This is a genomic window from Nonomuraea sp. NPDC049625, from assembly GCF_040675285.1.
GTDB lineage: Bacteria > Actinomycetota > Actinomycetes > Streptosporangiales > Streptosporangiaceae > Nonomuraea > Nonomuraea angiospora_A.
Genome location: NZ_JBFAOQ010000015.1, coordinates 257,257 through 274,205, shown reverse-complemented (window position 1 = coordinate 274,205; position 16,949 = coordinate 257,257). Strand labels below are relative to the sequence as shown.

Below are 16,949 nucleotides of genomic sequence, written 5' to 3'. Positions count from 1 at the left end.
GTGACCCGGTACGCCATAGATCACAGCCGCAACATGCTCATCGCCCAATGGAGCACCGGCATCGGCGACAGCGCCACCACCGTCGCCGAACTGCCCCGGGCCCGTTCCCCCTGGGACGCCCTGCGGCTGGCCACGTCCCTGACCGACCTGTCGCAGGCCTGCTGGCGCTGCTACACCCATCCGGCCAGCACCGCGGAGCGGCACGGGCCCAACAGCCTGGGCTGGTACCGGCAGTGCGAACGCGACGCCTTCGCCGCCATCGTCCCCGCTTTGACCAGCCCCGGCCCCTCCATCGGCAGCCCGTTCCCCACGGCGACCACCAGGGTCGAGGACAGCGCCCATCGCGTCGGCCGTTCCCTGCGCGCCTTCGACATCTCGCAGCTCACGGTCCGCATCATCACCGAGGTCACCGACGAGCTGGCCGCAATCGAGCAGGCCGAGCTCGGCGACCTGTCCGACCGGGCCCAGCAGGCCGTCGTCCTCAGCCGCGAGGACGCCTCCCCTCTCCAGGTCGCCCAGGCCGACGGCCTGCTGCACCGGCACCCCTTCGGCCCCGAGGAGCTGTTCACCCACGTGGATCCGGCCGCGGCCGCCATCGCCGCCGCGCACTGGCTCTACGCGGCGGCCTCCACCACCGCCCGCCGCGCCCGCCTGCACCCGGCGCAGGTCGTGGCCCGGGTCGACGGCATCAGGCCGCTCGTCCAGGAGAGCCTCACCGAGATCGTGACCTCGATAGGCGCGGGCATGTCCCCCCGGCAGGCCGTCATGCCGATGATCCGCCACGCGCTGCACATCGCCGAGGGCCACCTCAGCGGCGTCACGGAGGCCAGATACCGCATCACGGCGGCCGAGGAGCTCGCCGAGCGGGCCCACGCCGACCACCCCGAGCTCGGGCTCGACTTCGACGCCGTCTACCTGCCGATCACCCCGCTCGACCCGGCCCGCCCGGCCCTCGACCTGCTGGAGAACCTGCTGGAGGCCATCCACGGCTGCTGGCTGCTGGACGTGCACCGCGTGCACCCGCTGGGCACCCTCGTCGACGAGAGCACCGACCCGCTGCGGCGGGGTCCGGTCGAGGCGTACCTGGCGGAGGTCAGGCAGGAGGCGGCCGTCCGCCACGAGGACCTGCTGTAGCGAGCCGACAGTTTCAGGCCTTTCGAAATGAGTCGGCCCCATGGCGGCCGTTGATTAGTGTCGCTCTCCTTGATCACCTCACTGGGGGAGCAACATGCGAAAGATATCGGCATACGTCGGGGCCCTGGCGCTGGCGAGCGCGGTGGTCGTGGGCTCGGTCGCGCCCTCCGCGTCGGCGGCCACGGCCTACAGCGTCACGGCGGGCGTCGAGCGTACGACGTGGTTGAACCCGGGCCAGCTGCTCAAGGCGGGTGACTCCGTACGGTCGTCCGACGGCGACTACGTCCTGCAGCAGCAGACCGACGGCAACCTGGTCCTGTACCGGGGCAGCACGGCGCTGTGGAGCAGCCAGACCGGCGACAGTCCGGGCGCGTTCGCCGCCATGCAGGAGGACGGGAACCTGGTCGTCTACCGCGGCAAGACCCCGCTGTGGGCCTCGAACACCGACACCCCCGGCGCCCGCCTGGCCGTCCAGGACGACGGGAACCTGGTCATCTACGCCGGCAAGACCCCGCTGTGGACCCGCCACGCCACGATCAGCGTGCTCAAGCCCGGCTACGGTCTCAAGCCCAACCAGTACGTACGCTCCCGCAACGGCGACTACCAGTTCGCCATGCAGGAGGACGGCAACCTCGTGCTCTACAAGGCCGGCAAGGCCCTGTGGGACTCGAAGACGGGCGGGAACCCGGGCGCGCGGCTGGAGATGCAGAAGGACGGCAACCTGGTCGTCTACAAGGGCACGACGCCGCTGTGGGACTCCAAGACCGGCAAGAACCCCGGCGCGCGGCTGGAGATGCAGGACGACGGCAACGTCGTCATCTACGACGGCAAGCGCCCGCTCTGGTCCACCGAGACGGGCCGCTAGTTCCGGGTGAACCTCCTCGACGACGACGGCCAGGTCGTCGAGGAGGCAGTCAACCACAGTGCGCTCGCGCCGTCGCGACGGCGCGAGACCTGGGTGCGGCCATCGCTTGGTCCTCCCGGCGTCTATGACCTGGACCGCCGAAGGGCGATGGCCGCGGGTAACAGTCTGACGCCTCTGCGTGAACAGCGCAGCTCATCACCGTAAATGGCGGCGGCGGTGGCGATTACTCCCGGTATCGGCAGCAGTTCGTCCGGTAATGGAGCTATATCAATATGTGCATGCCTTGAGGAAGATACTTAGCGCTGTACGTACCTCCATGCGGCAGATTCCGGTTTCGGGAGGTACGAATGCATCGCAGAGTCGTCCTGCTCTCCGCCGTCGCGCTCGCTCTGGCGGGCGCTCTGGTCCCGGCGGGCGCCGCCCAGGCGAGCGCACCGAGCGGCCTCGGTCCCAGGCCCGTCGGCTGGTCCGGCGCGGACTCCTGGTCGGAACGCAGGAGCGTCCTGCAGTACTGGACACCACAGCGCATGCTGGCGGCGCAGCCGCTGGGGGACCCGCCGCCGCGCCGCAGCCAGTCGAGCGGGCCGACCGAGGGCTCCCCATGGGCCAGCCGGAACGGCTCGGTCCAGCGCTCTTCCTGGTCGACCGGCAGCGGCGCCGCCACCCGGGGCGCGGCCTGGTCGGTCGCCGGCACCCAGGCCGTCAACCAGCGGCTGCAGGCCGTGGTGCCCAACAGCCCCGGCCTGCGGTGGACCGACGGCGGCGCCATCGTCCGCACCACCGGGCGCGTCTTCTTCACCACCGCGGAGGGCGGCAACGCCTCCTGTTCGGGCTCGGCAGTGACCAGCGCCAATGAGAGCGTCGTGATGACCGCCGGGCACTGCGTGAAGATGAACGGGGCCGCGCACCGCAACTGGGTGTTCGTGCCCGGATTCGACAACGGGCGGCGCCCGTTCGGCACCTGGGTCGCCACCAGCTTGCTCACCACGCAGCAGTGGAACGCCAACGAGGACATCAACTTCGACGTCGCCGCCGCCGTGGTCGCGCCGCTGCAGGGGCAGACGCTGACCGACGTGGTCGGCGGGCAGGGGATTGCGTTCAACCAGCCCAGGGGACGGCAGATGTTCTCCTTCGGCTATCCGGCGGCCGCGCCCTTCGACGGCTCCCGGCTGATCTACTGCAGCGGGCGCACGTTCAACGACACCGTCCAGACCAGGGACCAGGGCCTGCGCTGCAACATGACCGGCGGGTCGAGCGGCGGGCCGTGGTTCCAGGGGTTCAACGAGTCCACCGGGCTGGGCTGGCTGAACTCGGTCAACAGCTTCAAGTACGACTTCGCCCCCCAGTTCATGTTCGGGCCCTTCTTCGGGAACGAGGCAATGGCCGTCTACCAGTCCGCCCAGCGCGCCAACGCGGCCTGAGTCCGCTCGGCTTTCAAGGCGATTGCCTTAATAAGGCGGCCGACTTATATTCGGAAGGGTCAGGCTTCCGAGCTGGAGGACACATGACCGCTGACGCGATCCCCGATTTCCCGTTCGACCGCCCCACCGCCCTGGAGCCGCCGCCACAGCTGGCGGAGCTGCGGGACAAGTGCCCGGTGTCGCACGTACGGCTGCCGAGCGGGGACGTGGCCACCCTGGTGACCAGGTACGACGATGCCCGCGCCGTCATGGCGGACCCGCGCTTCAGCCGCAACCTCGCCAGGGAGGGCGCCGCCCGGCTGTCCACCACCAAGGACGGCGGGCTGTTCAACCGGCGCAACGAAGGCACCATGGACATCAGGGAAGGGCAGGGCCACATGCGGTGGCGACGCCTGCTCAGCCGCTGGTTCACGGCGCGGAAGATGGAGGTGTGGCGGCTCAAGGTCCAGGCGATGACCGACGACCTGCTGGACGCGATGCTGGCCAAGGGCTCCCCCGGCAACCTGTCGGCCGGGCTGGGCCTGCCGCTCCCGGTGCGGGTCATCTGCGCGCTGGTCGGCGCGCCGAGCGAGGACCAGGACAAGTTCGCGCACTGGTCCAGGACCATGCTCACGCTGACGCGCAACACCCAGGAGGAGGTCGACCAGGCGTACCAGGAGTTCACCTCGTACGTGTCCGACCTGGTCGACCACAACCGGGAGAACCCGGGCGACGACCTGCTCAGCGAGCTGACCCAGATCACCGACGCCGAGGACGGCCGGCTCAGCCAGGACGAGCTCATCTCCACCGTGCGCGGCCTGCTGCTGGCCGGCCACGAGACGACCTCGAACATGATCGCGATCATGGTGGCGATGCTGCTCGCCGACCGCGAGCGCTACGAGGCCGTGATCGACGACCCCGACCTGATCCCGGGCACCGTCGAGGAGGTGCTGCGCCTGGACAGCACTCTGTCGGTCATCGGCGGGGTGCCGCGGTTCATCACCGAGGACGTCGAGCTCAGCGAGGTCACGGTGCCCGCGGGCAGCACGCTGATCCCCAACATCCCCGCCGCCAACCGCGACCCGGCCAAGTTCACGGACCCCGAGCGGTTCGACCCGCGGCGGCAGAACAGCAACCAGCACCTCACCTTCGGCGCGGGACCGCACTACTGCCTCGGCCAGCCGCTGGCCAGGCTAGAGCTCCAGGTCGTGCTGGGCACCCTGACGCGCAGGCTGCCCGGCCTGCGGTTGCGGGACGCCCCGGACGACCTGCGCCTTCGCACCGGAGGGCTGTCGGGAGGGCTCCAGGACGTATGGGTCACCTGGTGACCTCCTGAGCACGACGCCGGTGGACCGCTCGGCGGGCCGCCGGCGTCATCCGTGCTCGTGGCGAGGGCGATAATCGATCGGGGGACGGCACAGCAGGACGAGTTCAAGGATCGATCATGAAAGTCAGCACGGCGGTCGCCACGCCGTCACCCCGCTCGCTGCGCGCCCGCGACAAGCTCATGCACACCGCGGAGCGGCTCTACGCGGAGCACGGGTTCGCCAACGTCTCGATCAGGATGATCCGCGAGGCGGCGGGCCAGCGCAACAAGTCCGCCGTCCAATACCACTTCAGCACCCGCGACGAGCTGATCCAGGCGATCCTCTCCCGCCACGCGGCCGAGATCGACCGGCTCCGGGCCCCGATGGTGGCCGAGCTGGAGTCCTCGGGCGAGGTGTCGCGCCGCGATTGGATCACCTGCGTCATCGCCCCGAGCATCGAGCACCACATCGAGCTGGGCACCCCGTCCTGGTACGGGCGCTTCCTCGCCCAGGCCGTCGTGGAGCCGTCCCTGCGCGACCACACGACCGAGGCGAGCGTGAGCACGCCGTCGTTCCAGCGCCTGGAGCAGCTGCGACCCCCGCGCGGGCAGGAGCGCGACCCCGAGCTGATCGAGCGGTACGCGTCCATGACCCGCCTGCTCATCGTGCACATGTGCGCCGAGCTCGAAGGCGACCTGGCCACCGGACGGGTCGATCCGGCCACCGCCGAACGGTCGTGGCGCGAGCTGGGCGAAACCCTGGTCACAGCGGTCTGCGGTCTCAGCTCCGCCCTCCTCGACCAGGAGGCCGGCCCCACGCCGGGCTAGGAGGCGGTCAGCGGTGGCGGCGTGGCCGGGCCAGGAGGATGACCATCGCCCCGGCGCCGATCGCGAACAGCGCCGCGGCGGTGACCAGCCACGGCATCCCGGTGTACCCGGTGAGCTGGTACGCGGTCGCCGGCCCTGGCTGGGCCCGCGCGCCGGCGGCGGGACCAGGGGCGGTGTTGCGGAAGACGACGTCCGAGCAGGAGTAATAGGTGTCCGGCGTGTCGGAGTTCTGCCAGATCGTGTAGATCAGGTGGCGACCGGTCCGGCCCGAGGGCAGGCGGCCCTTGATCGCGTACGAGCCGTCCGTCAGCTTCGGGTCGGTGACCTGGAGGAAGGGCTTGCGTTCCAGGTCGGCCCACTTCAGCGGCTTGGTCGGGTCGTAACCCTTCTTCGTGACGTACAGGCGGAACGTGCCCTGGTGCGGGATCGTGCCGCGGTAGCGGAAGGTGAAGCGCGCCCCCGGCTTGAGCGTGGTCGCCGGCCAGTCGGCGCGCGCGAGGTCGAGCCCCTTGAACGCCGGGATGCCGCCGCTGCACAGCTTGCCGTCCGGGATCGTCTCACGATCCCTGCCGGCGACGTTCGCCACCCGCAGGTTGTCCCATTCCGCGGTCGCCGTCTTCCCCCCGGCCGCCACGGCGGCGCGGCAGGCGGCCGGCCGCGTCTTCAGCGGGCTGTCGGCGCCGCAGGCCGCCGCCCGGCTCAGCGGGCTCTCCAATGCTCCGTGCGCGCCCGCGGGGGCGGTGATCAGGCCCAGCGACAGCAGCGCTCCGACGCCTACGCTCGTGATCCGGTGCCGCACGTGGCCGTCCTCCTCGCATAGTCCTGCAACGAGGTACGGCCACCCGCCCCCACAGGTTCATGAAGACCTGGTAGAAAAGGCAAAAACCGCAGATGCGACATATGAGGTGAAGCTCTCGTGACAGATCATTCACCCCTGGATCCCGCACTCCTCTCCAGGATCGACACCAGCAAGCCGCATCAGGCCAGGGTCTGGAACTTTTGGCTGGGTGGAAAGGACAACTATCCGGCCGACCGCCAACTGGCCGAGAAACTCCGGGACATCTATCCGGGCATGGAGGACATCGCCCGCCATTCCCGCGTTTTCTTGGGACGTTCCGTTCGATATCTCGCCGGAACGGTAGGAATCAGGCAGTTCTTGGACATCGGTACGGGCTTGCCGACCGTTGATCACACCCACGAGGTGGCACAACGGGTGGATCCCACCAGCCGGGTGGTGTACGTGGACAACGACCCTCTCGTCCTGGTGCACGCGCAAGCCCTGCTCACCAGCGACCCCCGCGGCGCCTGCGACTACATCGAGGCCGACGTCCGCGACCCCGGCACCATCCTGGAGTTCGCCTCCAAGACACTCGACCTGAGCCGCCCGACCGCGCTCATGCTCCTCGGCGTGATGGGCACGGTCTTCGACGACGACGAGGCGTACCGGCTGGTCGAGCACCTGCTCGGCGCGCTGCCCCCGGGCAGCTACCTGGTGTTCGAGGACGGCACGAACATCGTCAAGCCCGACGCCGCCGCGGAGGCCGAGCGGCTGCGCGACAAGGGCGAGGTCTACGAGTACCGGCTGCGGACCCCCGAGGAGATCGCGCGGTTCTTCGACGGGCTGGAGCTGGTGGAGCCGGGCATCGTGTCCGTCTCCCGCTGGCAGGTGGAGTCCGACGTGTTCGGGCTGCCGCCGGAGGTCGACGCGTTCTGCGGGGTCGCGCGCAAGCCGTGACGGTCAGAGCTCGGCGATGATCTCGCGCAGGAGCGCCGGGGTGGCGGTCGGGGGCGAGGCGTGCACGCCGAGCTCGTCCATCAGCCTCTGGTACGGCAGGACGTCCGCCCTCTTGGTGAGGTACTGGGCGTTGGTCAGCTGCTCGAGGTAGACGACGTCGTGCAGCTCGAACTGCGGGAAGCGCAGGATGGTGACGGGGCCGACGCCGCCCATGGCCCAGCCGCAGCCGAACGGGACCACCTGCACGGTGATGTGAGGCCGCGCGGCCATCCGGCCGAGGTGTTCGAGCTGGCCGCGCATGATCGCGGGGCTGCCGACCTGGTGCCGGAGCACCGCCTCGTCCAGCACCACCCAGAGCTTGCGTGACGTGGGCGGCTCGAGAATGAGCCGGCGGCGCATCCGTACCTCGACCCGGCGCTCGATCCGCTCCTCGGACTCGCCCTTGTTGCCCATGGTGAAGATCGCGCGAGCGTAGTCCTCGGTCTGCAGCAGGCCGGGCACGAACTGCATCTCGTGGACGCGGATCAGCGAGGCGTCCTGCTCCAGCCCCAGGTACGCCTCGAACCAGTCGGGGATCACGTCGCGGTAGTCGTGCCACCAGCTGGGCTCGTTGGCCTGCTTGGCCAGGGCGAGCAGGGCCGCGCGCTCGGCCTCGTCGGCGACGCCGTACATGATGAGCAGGTCGGAGACGTCACGCGGCTTGAAGCTCGTGCGCCCGCCCTCCATGCGGCTGATCTTGGAGTGTGAGCTGCGGATGGCGTAGCCGGCGTCCTCCCGGGAGATCCCGGCGGACTCGCGCAGCCGTCGCAATTGCGCACCCACGAGAATACGCAGCGCGGTCGGCCCGGAGTGGGCGGCATCACCACCGAGCGTTTCCGCCAGGTCACCCATGCCGTGCGCAGTCGACATCCATATCCTCAATCGGCAACTCGCCACAGTCCGGTCCCGCCGTCAATATTGCCACGGGAGTCGCAACAGAGCGGATATTTCCTTGTGTCGCCGGAGGCGTGGTGCGGCGGCCCGGCTCGTCCGGGTGCGAGCGGGACCGCCCTCATGACCGGGTTCGCCTCAGACGGCGACGTCCCCGCACACGTGCACCTCCACACCGAGCCGCTGGAAGAACGCCGCCTTCGCCACCAGCGCCTTGTCGGCCGTGGCGGCGTCGGGAGCGTAGGCGACCTGGACGTGATTGGCCTTGTGGCGGGCCATGAACTGGTCGCGGTCGACCCCGTGGTGCACGACGTGCGCGATCGGCCACTCGGGGTTGGTGGCCGCCCACCGCCGCTCGGTCTCCTCCTCCGGCAGCTCCACGACGGAGGCGCGGCCGAGGTCGAGCTGGAGCCTGGCGTCGGCGATGTAGAGCCGGGACCAGACGATCTCGCCCGGCTTGCTCACTCCCTTGATGGTGCCGCCGCCGGCGGGGAAGTACATCGGGTTCTGCCGCCGGCTCACCGCGCCCGCGTACCCGCCGGTCAGGTGGGACGGCGGCACGGAGCCGGAGATCTCGTAGACCCAGACGAAGTCGTCGCCGTACTGCTCGCCCCAGCGCACGTCGTGCAGCGTGGTCGCGGGGTCGAGGCCCATGGCGGTCCACACCCGGTTGGTCACCAGCGCGTCCACGGCCACGCCCTCGTCCGCCTCGTTGAAGTGCGGCAGCGGGGCGCCGTCGTAGAGCACGCGGGCGCCGTCGCGGCTGGTCACCGGCGGGCGTACGACGTTGTTGAGCAGGCCCTCCGCCAGGTCGGAGGCCGGGGTCAGGTCCTTCAGGCCCTGCTGGTACTGGATCCCGACGGCGTCGAGGCCGAAGTCGTCGGCGATCCGCAGCGCGGCGACGTACATCTTGAGCTGCTCGCTCAGCTGCCGGTCGGTGAGCTCCGTGGCCTCGTCGGCGCCGGTGGCGAAGCGCATCCCGGCGGCGTCGAGCCACGCGCGCACGGCCGCCGCCTCGGCGTCCGGCACCTTGAGCATCTCGGCGTACAGGGCGCTCTGCGACAGCCGCTCCTTGTAGATCCCGAGGGGGTTGAGCAGCTCGTCGTCGATGATCGCGTTGTACATGCCCATGCAGCCCTCGTCGAACACGCCGATGATGGCCTTGTCGCGCAGCAGCTCCTCGGCCAGCGCGAGGCCGAGCCCGGACTCCGGGCCGGGCGGCAGCGGGGGCAGCGGGCGGACGTGCGAGGAGTCGTGCGCGATGTGGCCGGTCCGCACCCAGCTCGCGAGGCCGTCCAGGAAGTAGCGGTCGGTGAAGTCGACGGACCAGATCGTCGAGTACGCGCGGCCCATCTTGGTCAGGCCGGCGTTGAGCCCGAGCAGGCCGACCAGGCCGGGCCAGGTGCCGTCGAAGTTGGCGACGGTGAGGATCGGGCCCCGGTGGGTGCGGAGCCCGGCCAGCACGTGGTGGCTGTACTGCCACACGGCCTCGGCGACGATCAGCGGCGCGTCGGCGGGGATGGCCTTGAAGACCTCCAGGCCCATCCGCTGGCTGTCGATGAAGCCGTGCCCCTTGGCGGGATCCACCTCGTGCGCGCGGACCACCGTCCAGCCGAGGTCGCCGAACGCCGCCGAGACGGCCTTCTCCAGGCTCTCCTGGGCGGCCCACCCGGCGACGTTGGCCGACAGGCGCAGGTCTCCGCTGGCGATCAGGTACGCGGTGCGCGGCGCGACGGGCTGCTCCGCGCGGGGAACGGGCATACGGTACGGGCTGGTCATGGCGTCTTCTGCTCCAGATCTGCGAGGGGCAGCCGGGCGAGGACGATGCCCCTGCGCTGCCAGGTGTAGGTGACGAGGAGGTCGTCGGGGGTGACGACGGCGAAGGGATAGCTGTATTCGGCGACGCCGCTGGTCACGACACCGTCGTCACCGGGCGCGAACCCCGGGGCGGCGGCGCCGGCCGGCGGCAGCCGGGGCACGGCGGGGTCTATGGAGAGCACGCCGTCGTCCAGGGTCGGACCGGCGTGCCAGGTCAGCCCGTCGTCGTCCGACAGCGAGACGACGAGCGGGCAGCGGCTGCCCCACGACTCGGCGGCCGGGTTGTGCACGCAGGCCGCCCGCCCGGACGGCAGCGCGACCACCGTGAGGCCGCTGTTGTTGTTCGGCAGGCCCGTGGGCTCGGCGGGCGTCCAGGTGCGCCCGCCGTCGGGGGAGGTCGAGCGGTACGCCCGCCCCTCGGTGCTGCGCATCAACGCGACCGGGCCGCTCGTCCCCCACCACAGCGCGGGCTGGATGTGCCCGGCGCCCGTGAGCGCGTCGTGGTCCACGGGGATCGGGGCACGCGTCCAGCTCAGCCCGCCGTCGTCGGACACGTCCACGAACGGGTCCCACCGGGGCGGCTCGCCCCACCGCTCCGTCGAGCCGGGCGCCAGCCAGGGGCCACCGCCGGGAGCGAGCAGGGGCGGGTTCTTGACGGGGCCGCGGCCGCCGGACCGGTCTCCCGGGACGAGCTCGCGTACCGGCGCCCACGTGACGCCGCCGTCATGCGAGCGGGTGACCAGCGTGATCCACTCGGAGATGCGCGCGCCGGCCTTGCAGAACAGCCACAGGGCGCCGTCGGGGCCGGTCACCAGCACCGGATTCCAGTGGGCGACGTCCCGGCCCGTCTCCAGGGTGCGCGCTTCCCCGCTCCGGGCGATGCGGATGCGGTTGTCGGGCGTGCCCTCCCTGGTGCCCGCGAACCACGCGACGACGGGAGTGCCGTCCGCCACCGCGAGCGTGGACGCGTGGCACTGCGTCCAGCGGGGGTCGTCGACGGTCACGAACTCGCGGTGGATCCGCTCGGCCCCGCTCATCTGGTCACCCGCGCCGCGATCATCGTGCGTGGGCGGTCTCGGCCAGCCGCGCGATGCGCTGCCGCTGCTCCGGGCCGATCTCGGGGGCCGGCATGCGGAGGGTTCCCGTGCCGCGGCCCAGGAGGCTCAGCGCCAGCTTGATGCCCTCCACGGTGCCGCCGAGCGCGGCCAGCACCTCGTCCACCCGAGCCTGCGTGGAACGTTCCGCTTCGGTGTCTCCGGCGGCCACGGCGTCGGCGAGCCGCGCGAACGGGTCCGGGAAGGCCGACGAGAGACCCGAGACGACCCCGTTGCCGCCGCCGCGGACGACCTCGGCGAGCCTGGTGTCCGAGCCCGACCACAGCCCGGCCGAGGCGGGCAGCGCCGCGCGGTACTCGGCGAACCGGTCGGCGGCCAGACCGCTCAGCTTGGCCCCGGCCAGCCCGGTCTCGGCGGCCATCGCGGCGAAGTCCGCGGGCTCGACGACCACGCCGGAGCGCTCGCTGAACAGGTAGCCGTAGACGGCGGCCGGACCGGCCGCCGTGGTCACCGCGGCGAAGTGCCGCAGCACGGCGCCGTTGTCGGCGGGCAGGTAGTACGGGGTCAGCGTGGCCAGCCTGCGCGCCCCCATCGCGACGGCCTCGCGGGTCAGCGCCACCGCCTCCCGGGTGGCCGCGGCGCCGACGTGCACCACGACCCGGTCGGGGCCGAACACGGCCAGCGCGGTCTCGGTCACCGCCCGGCGCTCGGCCCGGTCCAGCGCCGGGAACTCGCCGGTGGTGCCGCACACGAAGACACCGTCGACGCGGCTCGCGAGATCCGTGAAGTGCGCCTTGGCGGTGGCGTGGTCGAGCTCGCCCGCCTCGTCGAAGAAGGTCGGGACGGCGGAGAGGATCTCGGCGCGGCGCCGGGTGTTTTCTGGCATGGCAAGGCCTCGGTTCGTCAGTGGTTTTTCGTTGTCGAGGCGCGGCGGGCCTCAGCTCGTTGAGGGATGGCAGGCGAAGGAGGGCCCCGGACCCCTGGAAGGTCCGGCGCGGGCGGTGGGACGAGGAGGCTAGACGGCGGGCTGGGTGCGCTCCCGCTCGATCAGCGTCGCGCGGATCCGGTCGCAGGAGCCGTCGAGGTGCGACACGAGCGCGACGAGCGCGGCGTCGACGTCGCCCGAGCGGACGACGTCCCGCAGGTCGGCGTGGTCCTGCGCGACGGGGACCAGGTCACGGGCGGTGTTGGTGATCTCCAGCACCGCCGCGAACAGTGGCCGGTGCAGCGCCCACGTGGCGGTGAGCCAGCGGTTGTCGCCGATCACGTAGAAGCCGCTGTGGAAGTCGAGGTCCGCGGCGGCGAACTTGGCGGCGTCGCGGTCGTCCGCGGCGGCCCGCATCTGCTCGACGGCCTCGTCGATCGAGGTCCAGTCGGCGGCGTCGAGGCGGGCGATGGTCTCCTTGATGGCCAGGCTCTCCAGAGCGCCGCGCAGCGAGTAAAGCTCCTGGAGATCTTTGTCGGACAACCCCCGGACGAAGACCCCCCGCTTGCGCGTCTCGACCAGCCCTTCGATCTCCAGCTGGCGAAGCGCGTCGCGGACCGGCCCGCGACTCACCCCGAACTGCTCCGCGATCCGGCCCTCGACCAGGTGCGTCCCCACGATCAGCTCGCCACGCACGATGAGCGAGCGGAGCTGGATGAGCAACTGATCACCGAGCGGTGGATTACGCAGCGGATTGGTGATCGTCACCAGCTCTCCTCTCGTCTTCCCGCCCGAAGGTTCTTCGCCGAACGGAGACTATCCCGCACAACTCCATACGGTCAACGTTAACGGATAACCGTTGACGGTTAACCGTCTTCCAGGCAATAGTGTGCGACAACTGAACCACTGCGGAAACATCGAAGCCGCCAGCAGAAAGGGAGGCGCCATGGTCGCGACCCTTCCGAAGCCCGATCTTCGCTACACCTGGAAGGTCACGGCATCCAGCTTCCTCGGCAACACGCTGGAGTACTACGACTTCCTCGTCTACGGGACGGCGGCCGCCGTCGTCTTCCCCAAAGTCTTCTTCCCCGACGCCAGCGGCTTCGTGGCCACGCTGTCCGCCTTCGGCACGTTCGCCGTCGGCTTCCTCGCCAGACCCCTGGGCGGCCTCTTCTTCGGCAGCCGGGGCGACCGGCACGGCCGCAAGTCCACCCTGATGGTCACGCTCGTCGTGATGGGCCTCAGCACCATCCTCATCGGCCTGCTGCCGAGCTACGGGACGATCGGGATGTGGGCCCCGATCCTGCTGGTGGTGCTGCGGCTGATGCAGGGGTTCGCGGTCGGCGGTGAGTGGGGCGGCTCCATGATCATCGTATTGGAGTCAGCGCCGCCGAACCGCCGCGGCTTCTTCAGCGCCTGGCCCAACACCGGAGGCTTCTCCGCGCAGATCCTCATCACCGGGGTCTTCGCCTACATCTACACGCTCCCCGACGACCAGTTGCTGAGCTGGGGATGGCGGATCCCGTTCCTGCTGTCGGCCGTCGTCCTCATCGTGACGTTCTGGATGCGGCGCAGCCTGCACGAGACCCCCGTCTTCACCAAGGCCGTGGCCGGTGACAAGGAGGATGAGGCGGGCGCGGTGGAGGCCGAGCGTCCCAAGCACGGCCCGATCCGTACGATCTTCGTGGACGACTGGCGCAACCTGCTGCTGATCATCGGCCTCCGCTTCGCCGAGGCGCTGCCGTACTTCCTGCTCACGGTGTTCGCGCTGTCCTACGGCAGCAGCGCGCTCGGCCTGGAGAAGAGCCAGCTGAACAACGCGATCCTCATCGCCGCCGTGCTCTCCTTCATCAGCCACGGCGTCTTCTCCGCGATCTCCGACAGGATCGGGCGGCGGCCGGTCTACTTCTTCGGCGCGGTCGTGGTGTTCGTGATGGCGTTCCCGTTCTTCGCGATGCTGCACAGCGGGTCGATGGTGCTGATCGTGCTCGGTTACGTGCTGGTGCTGAACCTCGGGCACAACGCCATCAACGCCATCCAGCCCGCGTTCTTCGCCGAGCTGTTCCCCGCCGAGCGCCGCTACACCGGCGCCGCGGCCGGCCGCGAGATCGCCTCCATCTTCGCGGGCGGCCTGACCCCGTTCGTCGCCACCGCCCTGGCCGGCGCGGACGGCGCCCGCTGGCCGCTGGTCGCCGGGTACGTCATGCTCGGCGCCCTGATCACCATGTTCGCGGTGTGGAAGGCGCCGGAGTCCTTCCGCCGCGACCTCAGCGCCACGGGCGAGACCGTCCGCTGATCACATCCTCCAGTCCTCGACCGGCCCCTGACCGAAGGGGCCGGTCGGGCTGAACCCGACGGGCAGGGCCTCCAGGCCGCGCATCCAGACCGACGCCCGCCAGCGCAGCTCCTCCGGCTCCCCGAGGAGGTGAACGTCGGGCAGCCGGTCCAGCAGCACCTCGATGGCCGTCTTGACGATGATCTCCCCGAGCTCCGGCGCGGGGAACGGGCAGCCGTACTCGCCGTGGCTGAACGACATGTGCGCCCGGTTGGCGCCCGAATGGGCGTGCGCGGCCGGCCGCACCTGCGGATCGGCGTTGGCCGCCGCGAACCCGAGCAGCAGCAGATCGCCCCTGCGCACGCGCTTCCCGCCCAGGTCGCAGTCCCGTACGGCGAAGCGCGAGGGCATGTTCTGCACGGGCGGGTCCATCCACAGCACCCTGATCAGCGCCTCGCCGACGCTGCTGCGGCCGCCCTGGAGCGTCATCGAGAAGTCGTCGTCGATCAGCATGAGCCGCAGCGTGTTGCCGATCCAGTTGGCGGTGGCGGCGTGGGAGGCCGCTATCAGCACCAGCAGGTCCTGGATGATCTCCAGCTCGGACAGCCCGGCCGGGTGCGCCAGCAGGTAAGACGTGAGGTCGTGCCCCGGCCGGTCGCGCTTGGCGGCCATCAGCCCGCCCATGCGGTCCTGGACGCGGAGGAACCCGGCGAAGGACTCCTCACCGCCGTCCAGCATGAAGCCCAGGTCCTCGATCAGCTCCGGCAGCTCGGACTCCGCCAGGCCGTAGAGCCGGGCGATGACCTGGGCCGGGGTCCGGTAGGCGTACTGGGCGATCAGGTCGGCCCGGCCGTACCCGGCGAACTCGTCGATCAGGAGGTCGGCGACCTGCTCGCAGATCGCGGTCAGCTCGGTGCGGTCGATGGTGTCCAGCGCGTCGCCGATGGCGCCGCCGCGCCGCTTGCGCTCGGCGCCCTCGGTGAACATCAGGGACGGCGTCCACTCCAGGTACGCCCGCGACGGCCAGTCCTCGGGGATCCGGTCCTTCAGGTTCCAGCGCCTGGGGTCGCGGCCGAAGAGCTGCGGCTGGCTGGTCACGTGGTGCAGCTCGCGGTAGCCGGCCACGAGCCAGGCCGGTACGTCGTCGTCGAGCAGGATCGGCACGATCGGGCCGTGCTTGCGGCGCATCTCCTCGTACACCGCGGACGGGTCGGCGAAGACCTCGGGCCCGTACATCCGCACGGCGTCGGCGTGGCCGGTGTAGCCCTCCAGCAGTGGGTTGGTCACGACGTGCTCTCCGGGGCCGAACGGGCGTTCATACGGGTGATGTGCTCCACGAGCGTGATGAGCACGTGCTTGGACGAGGACCGCTTCCGCGCGTCGCACTCGATGAGCGGCACGTCGGGCGACAGCGCGAGCGCGTCGCGCACGGCGTCCAGCGAGGGCCCGTCGGCGAAGCGGTTGACGGCCACGACGAACGGCATCCGGTGGTGCTCGAGCCGGTCGATGGAGTACCACGAGTCCTCCACGCGCCTGGTGTCCACCAGGACGACCGCGCCCAGGCTGCCCGCGAAGAGCTGATCCCACACGAACCAGAAGCGCTCCTGCCCCGGCGCCCCGAACAGGTACAGGACCTTGTCCGGCGTCACCGTGATCCGGCCGAAGTCGAAGGCCACCGTGGTGGTGGTCTTCTCCCGCACCCGGCTGGCGTCGTCGATGCCCACGCTGGCCTGGGTCATGACCTCCTCGGTGCTCAGCGGGCGGATCTCGCTCACCGAGCCGACCATGGTCGTCTTGCCCACGCCGAAGCCGCCGACGACCACGATCTTCAGTGCGTCCAGGGCGGTTTCGCGGAGCGGTGTACGTACGTCGTCAGAGGTCTTGGAGGGCACTGAGCACCTGCCTCAGAGTTTCGGGATCCGGCCGCCCGAACTGGAGGGCGGCCGACGGGTGACGGACGGTGATGCGGCCGGTGTCCAGCAGGTCGCGCAGCAGGATCTTCACCACGCTCACCGGCAGCCGCAGCTCGGCGGAGATCTCCACCACCGCCGTCGGCTGCCGGGTCAGCTGGAGGATCCTGACGTGCTCCGACTGCATGCCGGGGGTCGGCTCGCACTCGCTGACGATCAGGGAGACCGAGTCGAACGCGTTCTCGTCGGCGCGGGTGCGGCCGCCGGTGACCGTGTAGAGCCGGTCCGGGTTCTCCCGGTCGATCGGGCGCGGTGTCATGGACGATCGTCGCCTGACTGCGCTCTCCGCGGCGCCGCGGAGAGGAAGACGCCGATCTGCTCGACCATCTCGTTCATGTTGTGCGCGATCAGGCCCACGTCGCCGTCCTCGTCGGCCACCACGGCGAGGTGGGCGCCCTCGCCGGCCGGCACGATGAGCAGCAGCCCGCCGGCGAACTCCACCATCGCCTGCCCCGCGCCGATGCCGTCGCCGAACTCGGCGGAGGCGCTCAGCGAAAGGCTCTGGATGCCCGCGGCCAGGGCCGCGAGCTGGTCGGCGCGGTCCCGCTCCAGGCCGGCGGTGACGCACATCTTGAGTCCGTCCCTGGTCAGGACGAGGACGTACCTGACCCCGGGGGTCTTCTCCTTGAGGTTCTCAAGCAGCCAGTCGAGCTCGCGATCGGTGGTGCCTGCAGCGTCGATAGTGCTCATCGAAACGACGGGGCGGGC

17 protein-coding genes are annotated in these 16,949 nt (G+C 70.6%); 7 read left to right on the top strand and 10 right to left on the bottom strand.

The genetic code is table 11. The annotated features are described in order from the left end of the window. The 5 genes from AB0J87_RS47390 (at nt 1) to AB0J87_RS47370 (ending at nt 5,533) form a co-directional block, all read left to right on the top strand. Nucleotides 1-1,134 carry a hypothetical protein gene (locus AB0J87_RS47390; protein WP_363978228.1) on the top strand — a complete coding sequence of 378 codons (1,134 nt, stop codon included), beginning with the start codon at nt 1-3 and terminating at the stop codon, nt 1,132-1,134. A gap of 94 nt (nt 1,135-1,228) precedes the next feature. Further along, nucleotides 1,229-1,999, top strand: a complete 771-nt coding sequence (locus AB0J87_RS47385; RefSeq protein WP_363978225.1) for a hypothetical protein — start codon at nt 1,229-1,231, stop codon at nt 1,997-1,999. A 347-nt stretch (nt 2,000-2,346) separates the two neighbouring features. After that, a complete protein-coding gene (locus AB0J87_RS47380; RefSeq protein WP_350723397.1) occupies nt 2,347-3,420 on the top strand; it encodes a peptidase in 1,074 nt (357 codons plus the stop codon). A gap of 83 nt (nt 3,421-3,503) precedes the next feature. Then, entirely contained in the window at nt 3,504-4,727 is a 1,224-nt protein-coding gene (locus AB0J87_RS47375) for a cytochrome P450 (RefSeq protein ID WP_363978221.1), read from the top strand. Nucleotides 4,728-4,843: 116 nt separating this feature from the next. Then, on the top strand, nt 4,844-5,533 hold the full coding sequence (locus AB0J87_RS47370; RefSeq protein WP_363978218.1) for a helix-turn-helix domain-containing protein: 690 nt from the start codon (nt 4,844-4,846) through the stop codon (nt 5,531-5,533). 7 nt (nt 5,534-5,540) lie between these two features. Here the strand turns inward: AB0J87_RS47370 and AB0J87_RS47365 are convergent, their stop codons facing one another. After that, on the bottom strand, nt 5,541-6,332 hold the full coding sequence (locus AB0J87_RS47365) for a lytic polysaccharide monooxygenase (RefSeq protein WP_363978215.1): 792 nt from the start codon (nt 6,330-6,332) through the stop codon (nt 5,541-5,543). Between the two features lie 117 nt (nt 6,333-6,449). Between AB0J87_RS47365 and AB0J87_RS47360 the strand changes: the two genes are divergently transcribed. After that, on the top strand, nt 6,450-7,268 hold the full coding sequence (locus tag AB0J87_RS47360; protein WP_363978212.1) for an SAM-dependent methyltransferase: 819 nt from the start codon (nt 6,450-6,452) through the stop codon (nt 7,266-7,268). 3 nt (nt 7,269-7,271) lie between these two features. On the opposite strand, the gene AB0J87_RS47355 is transcribed toward AB0J87_RS47360, so the two are convergent. The 5 genes from AB0J87_RS47355 to AB0J87_RS47335 form a co-directional block, all read right to left on the bottom strand. Continuing rightward, nucleotides 7,272-8,177 carry a helix-turn-helix transcriptional regulator gene (locus tag AB0J87_RS47355; RefSeq protein ID WP_350723406.1) on the bottom strand — a complete coding sequence of 302 codons (906 nt, stop codon included), beginning with the start codon at nt 8,175-8,177 and terminating at the stop codon, nt 7,272-7,274. A gap of 159 nt (nt 8,178-8,336) precedes the next feature. Next, the gene (locus AB0J87_RS47350) at nt 8,337-9,977 is read right to left on the bottom strand and encodes a hypothetical protein (RefSeq protein ID WP_363978208.1); all 1,641 of its coding nucleotides are present in this window, start codon (nt 9,975-9,977) and stop codon (nt 8,337-8,339) included. Continuing rightward, entirely contained in the window at nt 9,974-11,053 is a 1,080-nt protein-coding gene (locus tag AB0J87_RS47345; protein WP_363978205.1) for a sialidase family protein, read from the bottom strand. Before AB0J87_RS47345 ends, AB0J87_RS47350 begins: the two co-directional genes overlap by 4 nt. Before the next feature lie 19 nt (nt 11,054-11,072). Then, nucleotides 11,073-11,957, bottom strand: coding sequence for a dihydrodipicolinate synthase family protein (locus AB0J87_RS47340; RefSeq protein WP_363978202.1), 885 nt, complete (start codon nt 11,955-11,957; stop codon nt 11,073-11,075). Nucleotides 11,958-12,086: 129 nt separating this feature from the next. Continuing rightward, nucleotides 12,087-12,764 carry a GntR family transcriptional regulator gene (locus AB0J87_RS47335; protein WP_363978199.1) on the bottom strand — a complete coding sequence of 226 codons (678 nt, stop codon included), beginning with the start codon at nt 12,762-12,764 and terminating at the stop codon, nt 12,087-12,089. A gap of 178 nt (nt 12,765-12,942) precedes the next feature. Between AB0J87_RS47335 and AB0J87_RS47330 the strand changes: the two genes are divergently transcribed. Continuing rightward, nucleotides 12,943-14,292 carry an MFS transporter gene (locus AB0J87_RS47330; RefSeq protein ID WP_363978196.1) on the top strand — a complete coding sequence of 450 codons (1,350 nt, stop codon included), beginning with the start codon at nt 12,943-12,945 and terminating at the stop codon, nt 14,290-14,292. Here AB0J87_RS47330 and AB0J87_RS47325 read toward each other — a convergent pair whose 3' ends face one another. Genes AB0J87_RS47325 through AB0J87_RS47310 form a run of 4 tightly spaced genes read right to left on the bottom strand, consistent with a single transcriptional unit; the run spans nt 14,293 to nt 16,931 of the window. Continuing rightward, on the bottom strand, nt 14,293-15,558 hold the full coding sequence (locus AB0J87_RS47325; RefSeq protein WP_363978193.1) for a cytochrome P450: 1,266 nt from the start codon (nt 15,556-15,558) through the stop codon (nt 14,293-14,295). After that, nucleotides 15,555-16,163: an ATP/GTP-binding protein gene (locus AB0J87_RS47320; protein ID WP_350723419.1), complete on the bottom strand. Its 609-nt coding sequence runs from the start codon at nt 16,161-16,163 to the stop codon at nt 15,555-15,557. Before AB0J87_RS47320 ends, AB0J87_RS47325 begins: the two co-directional genes overlap by 4 nt. Next, nucleotides 16,144-16,500, bottom strand: coding sequence for a DUF742 domain-containing protein (locus AB0J87_RS47315; protein ID WP_363978189.1), 357 nt, complete (start codon nt 16,498-16,500; stop codon nt 16,144-16,146). Before AB0J87_RS47315 ends, AB0J87_RS47320 begins: the two co-directional genes overlap by 20 nt. Next, nucleotides 16,497-16,931, bottom strand: coding sequence for a roadblock/LC7 domain-containing protein (locus AB0J87_RS47310; protein WP_363978186.1), 435 nt, complete (start codon nt 16,929-16,931; stop codon nt 16,497-16,499). Before AB0J87_RS47310 ends, AB0J87_RS47315 begins: the two co-directional genes overlap by 4 nt. Between the last annotated feature and the right edge of the window lie 18 nt (nt 16,932-16,949).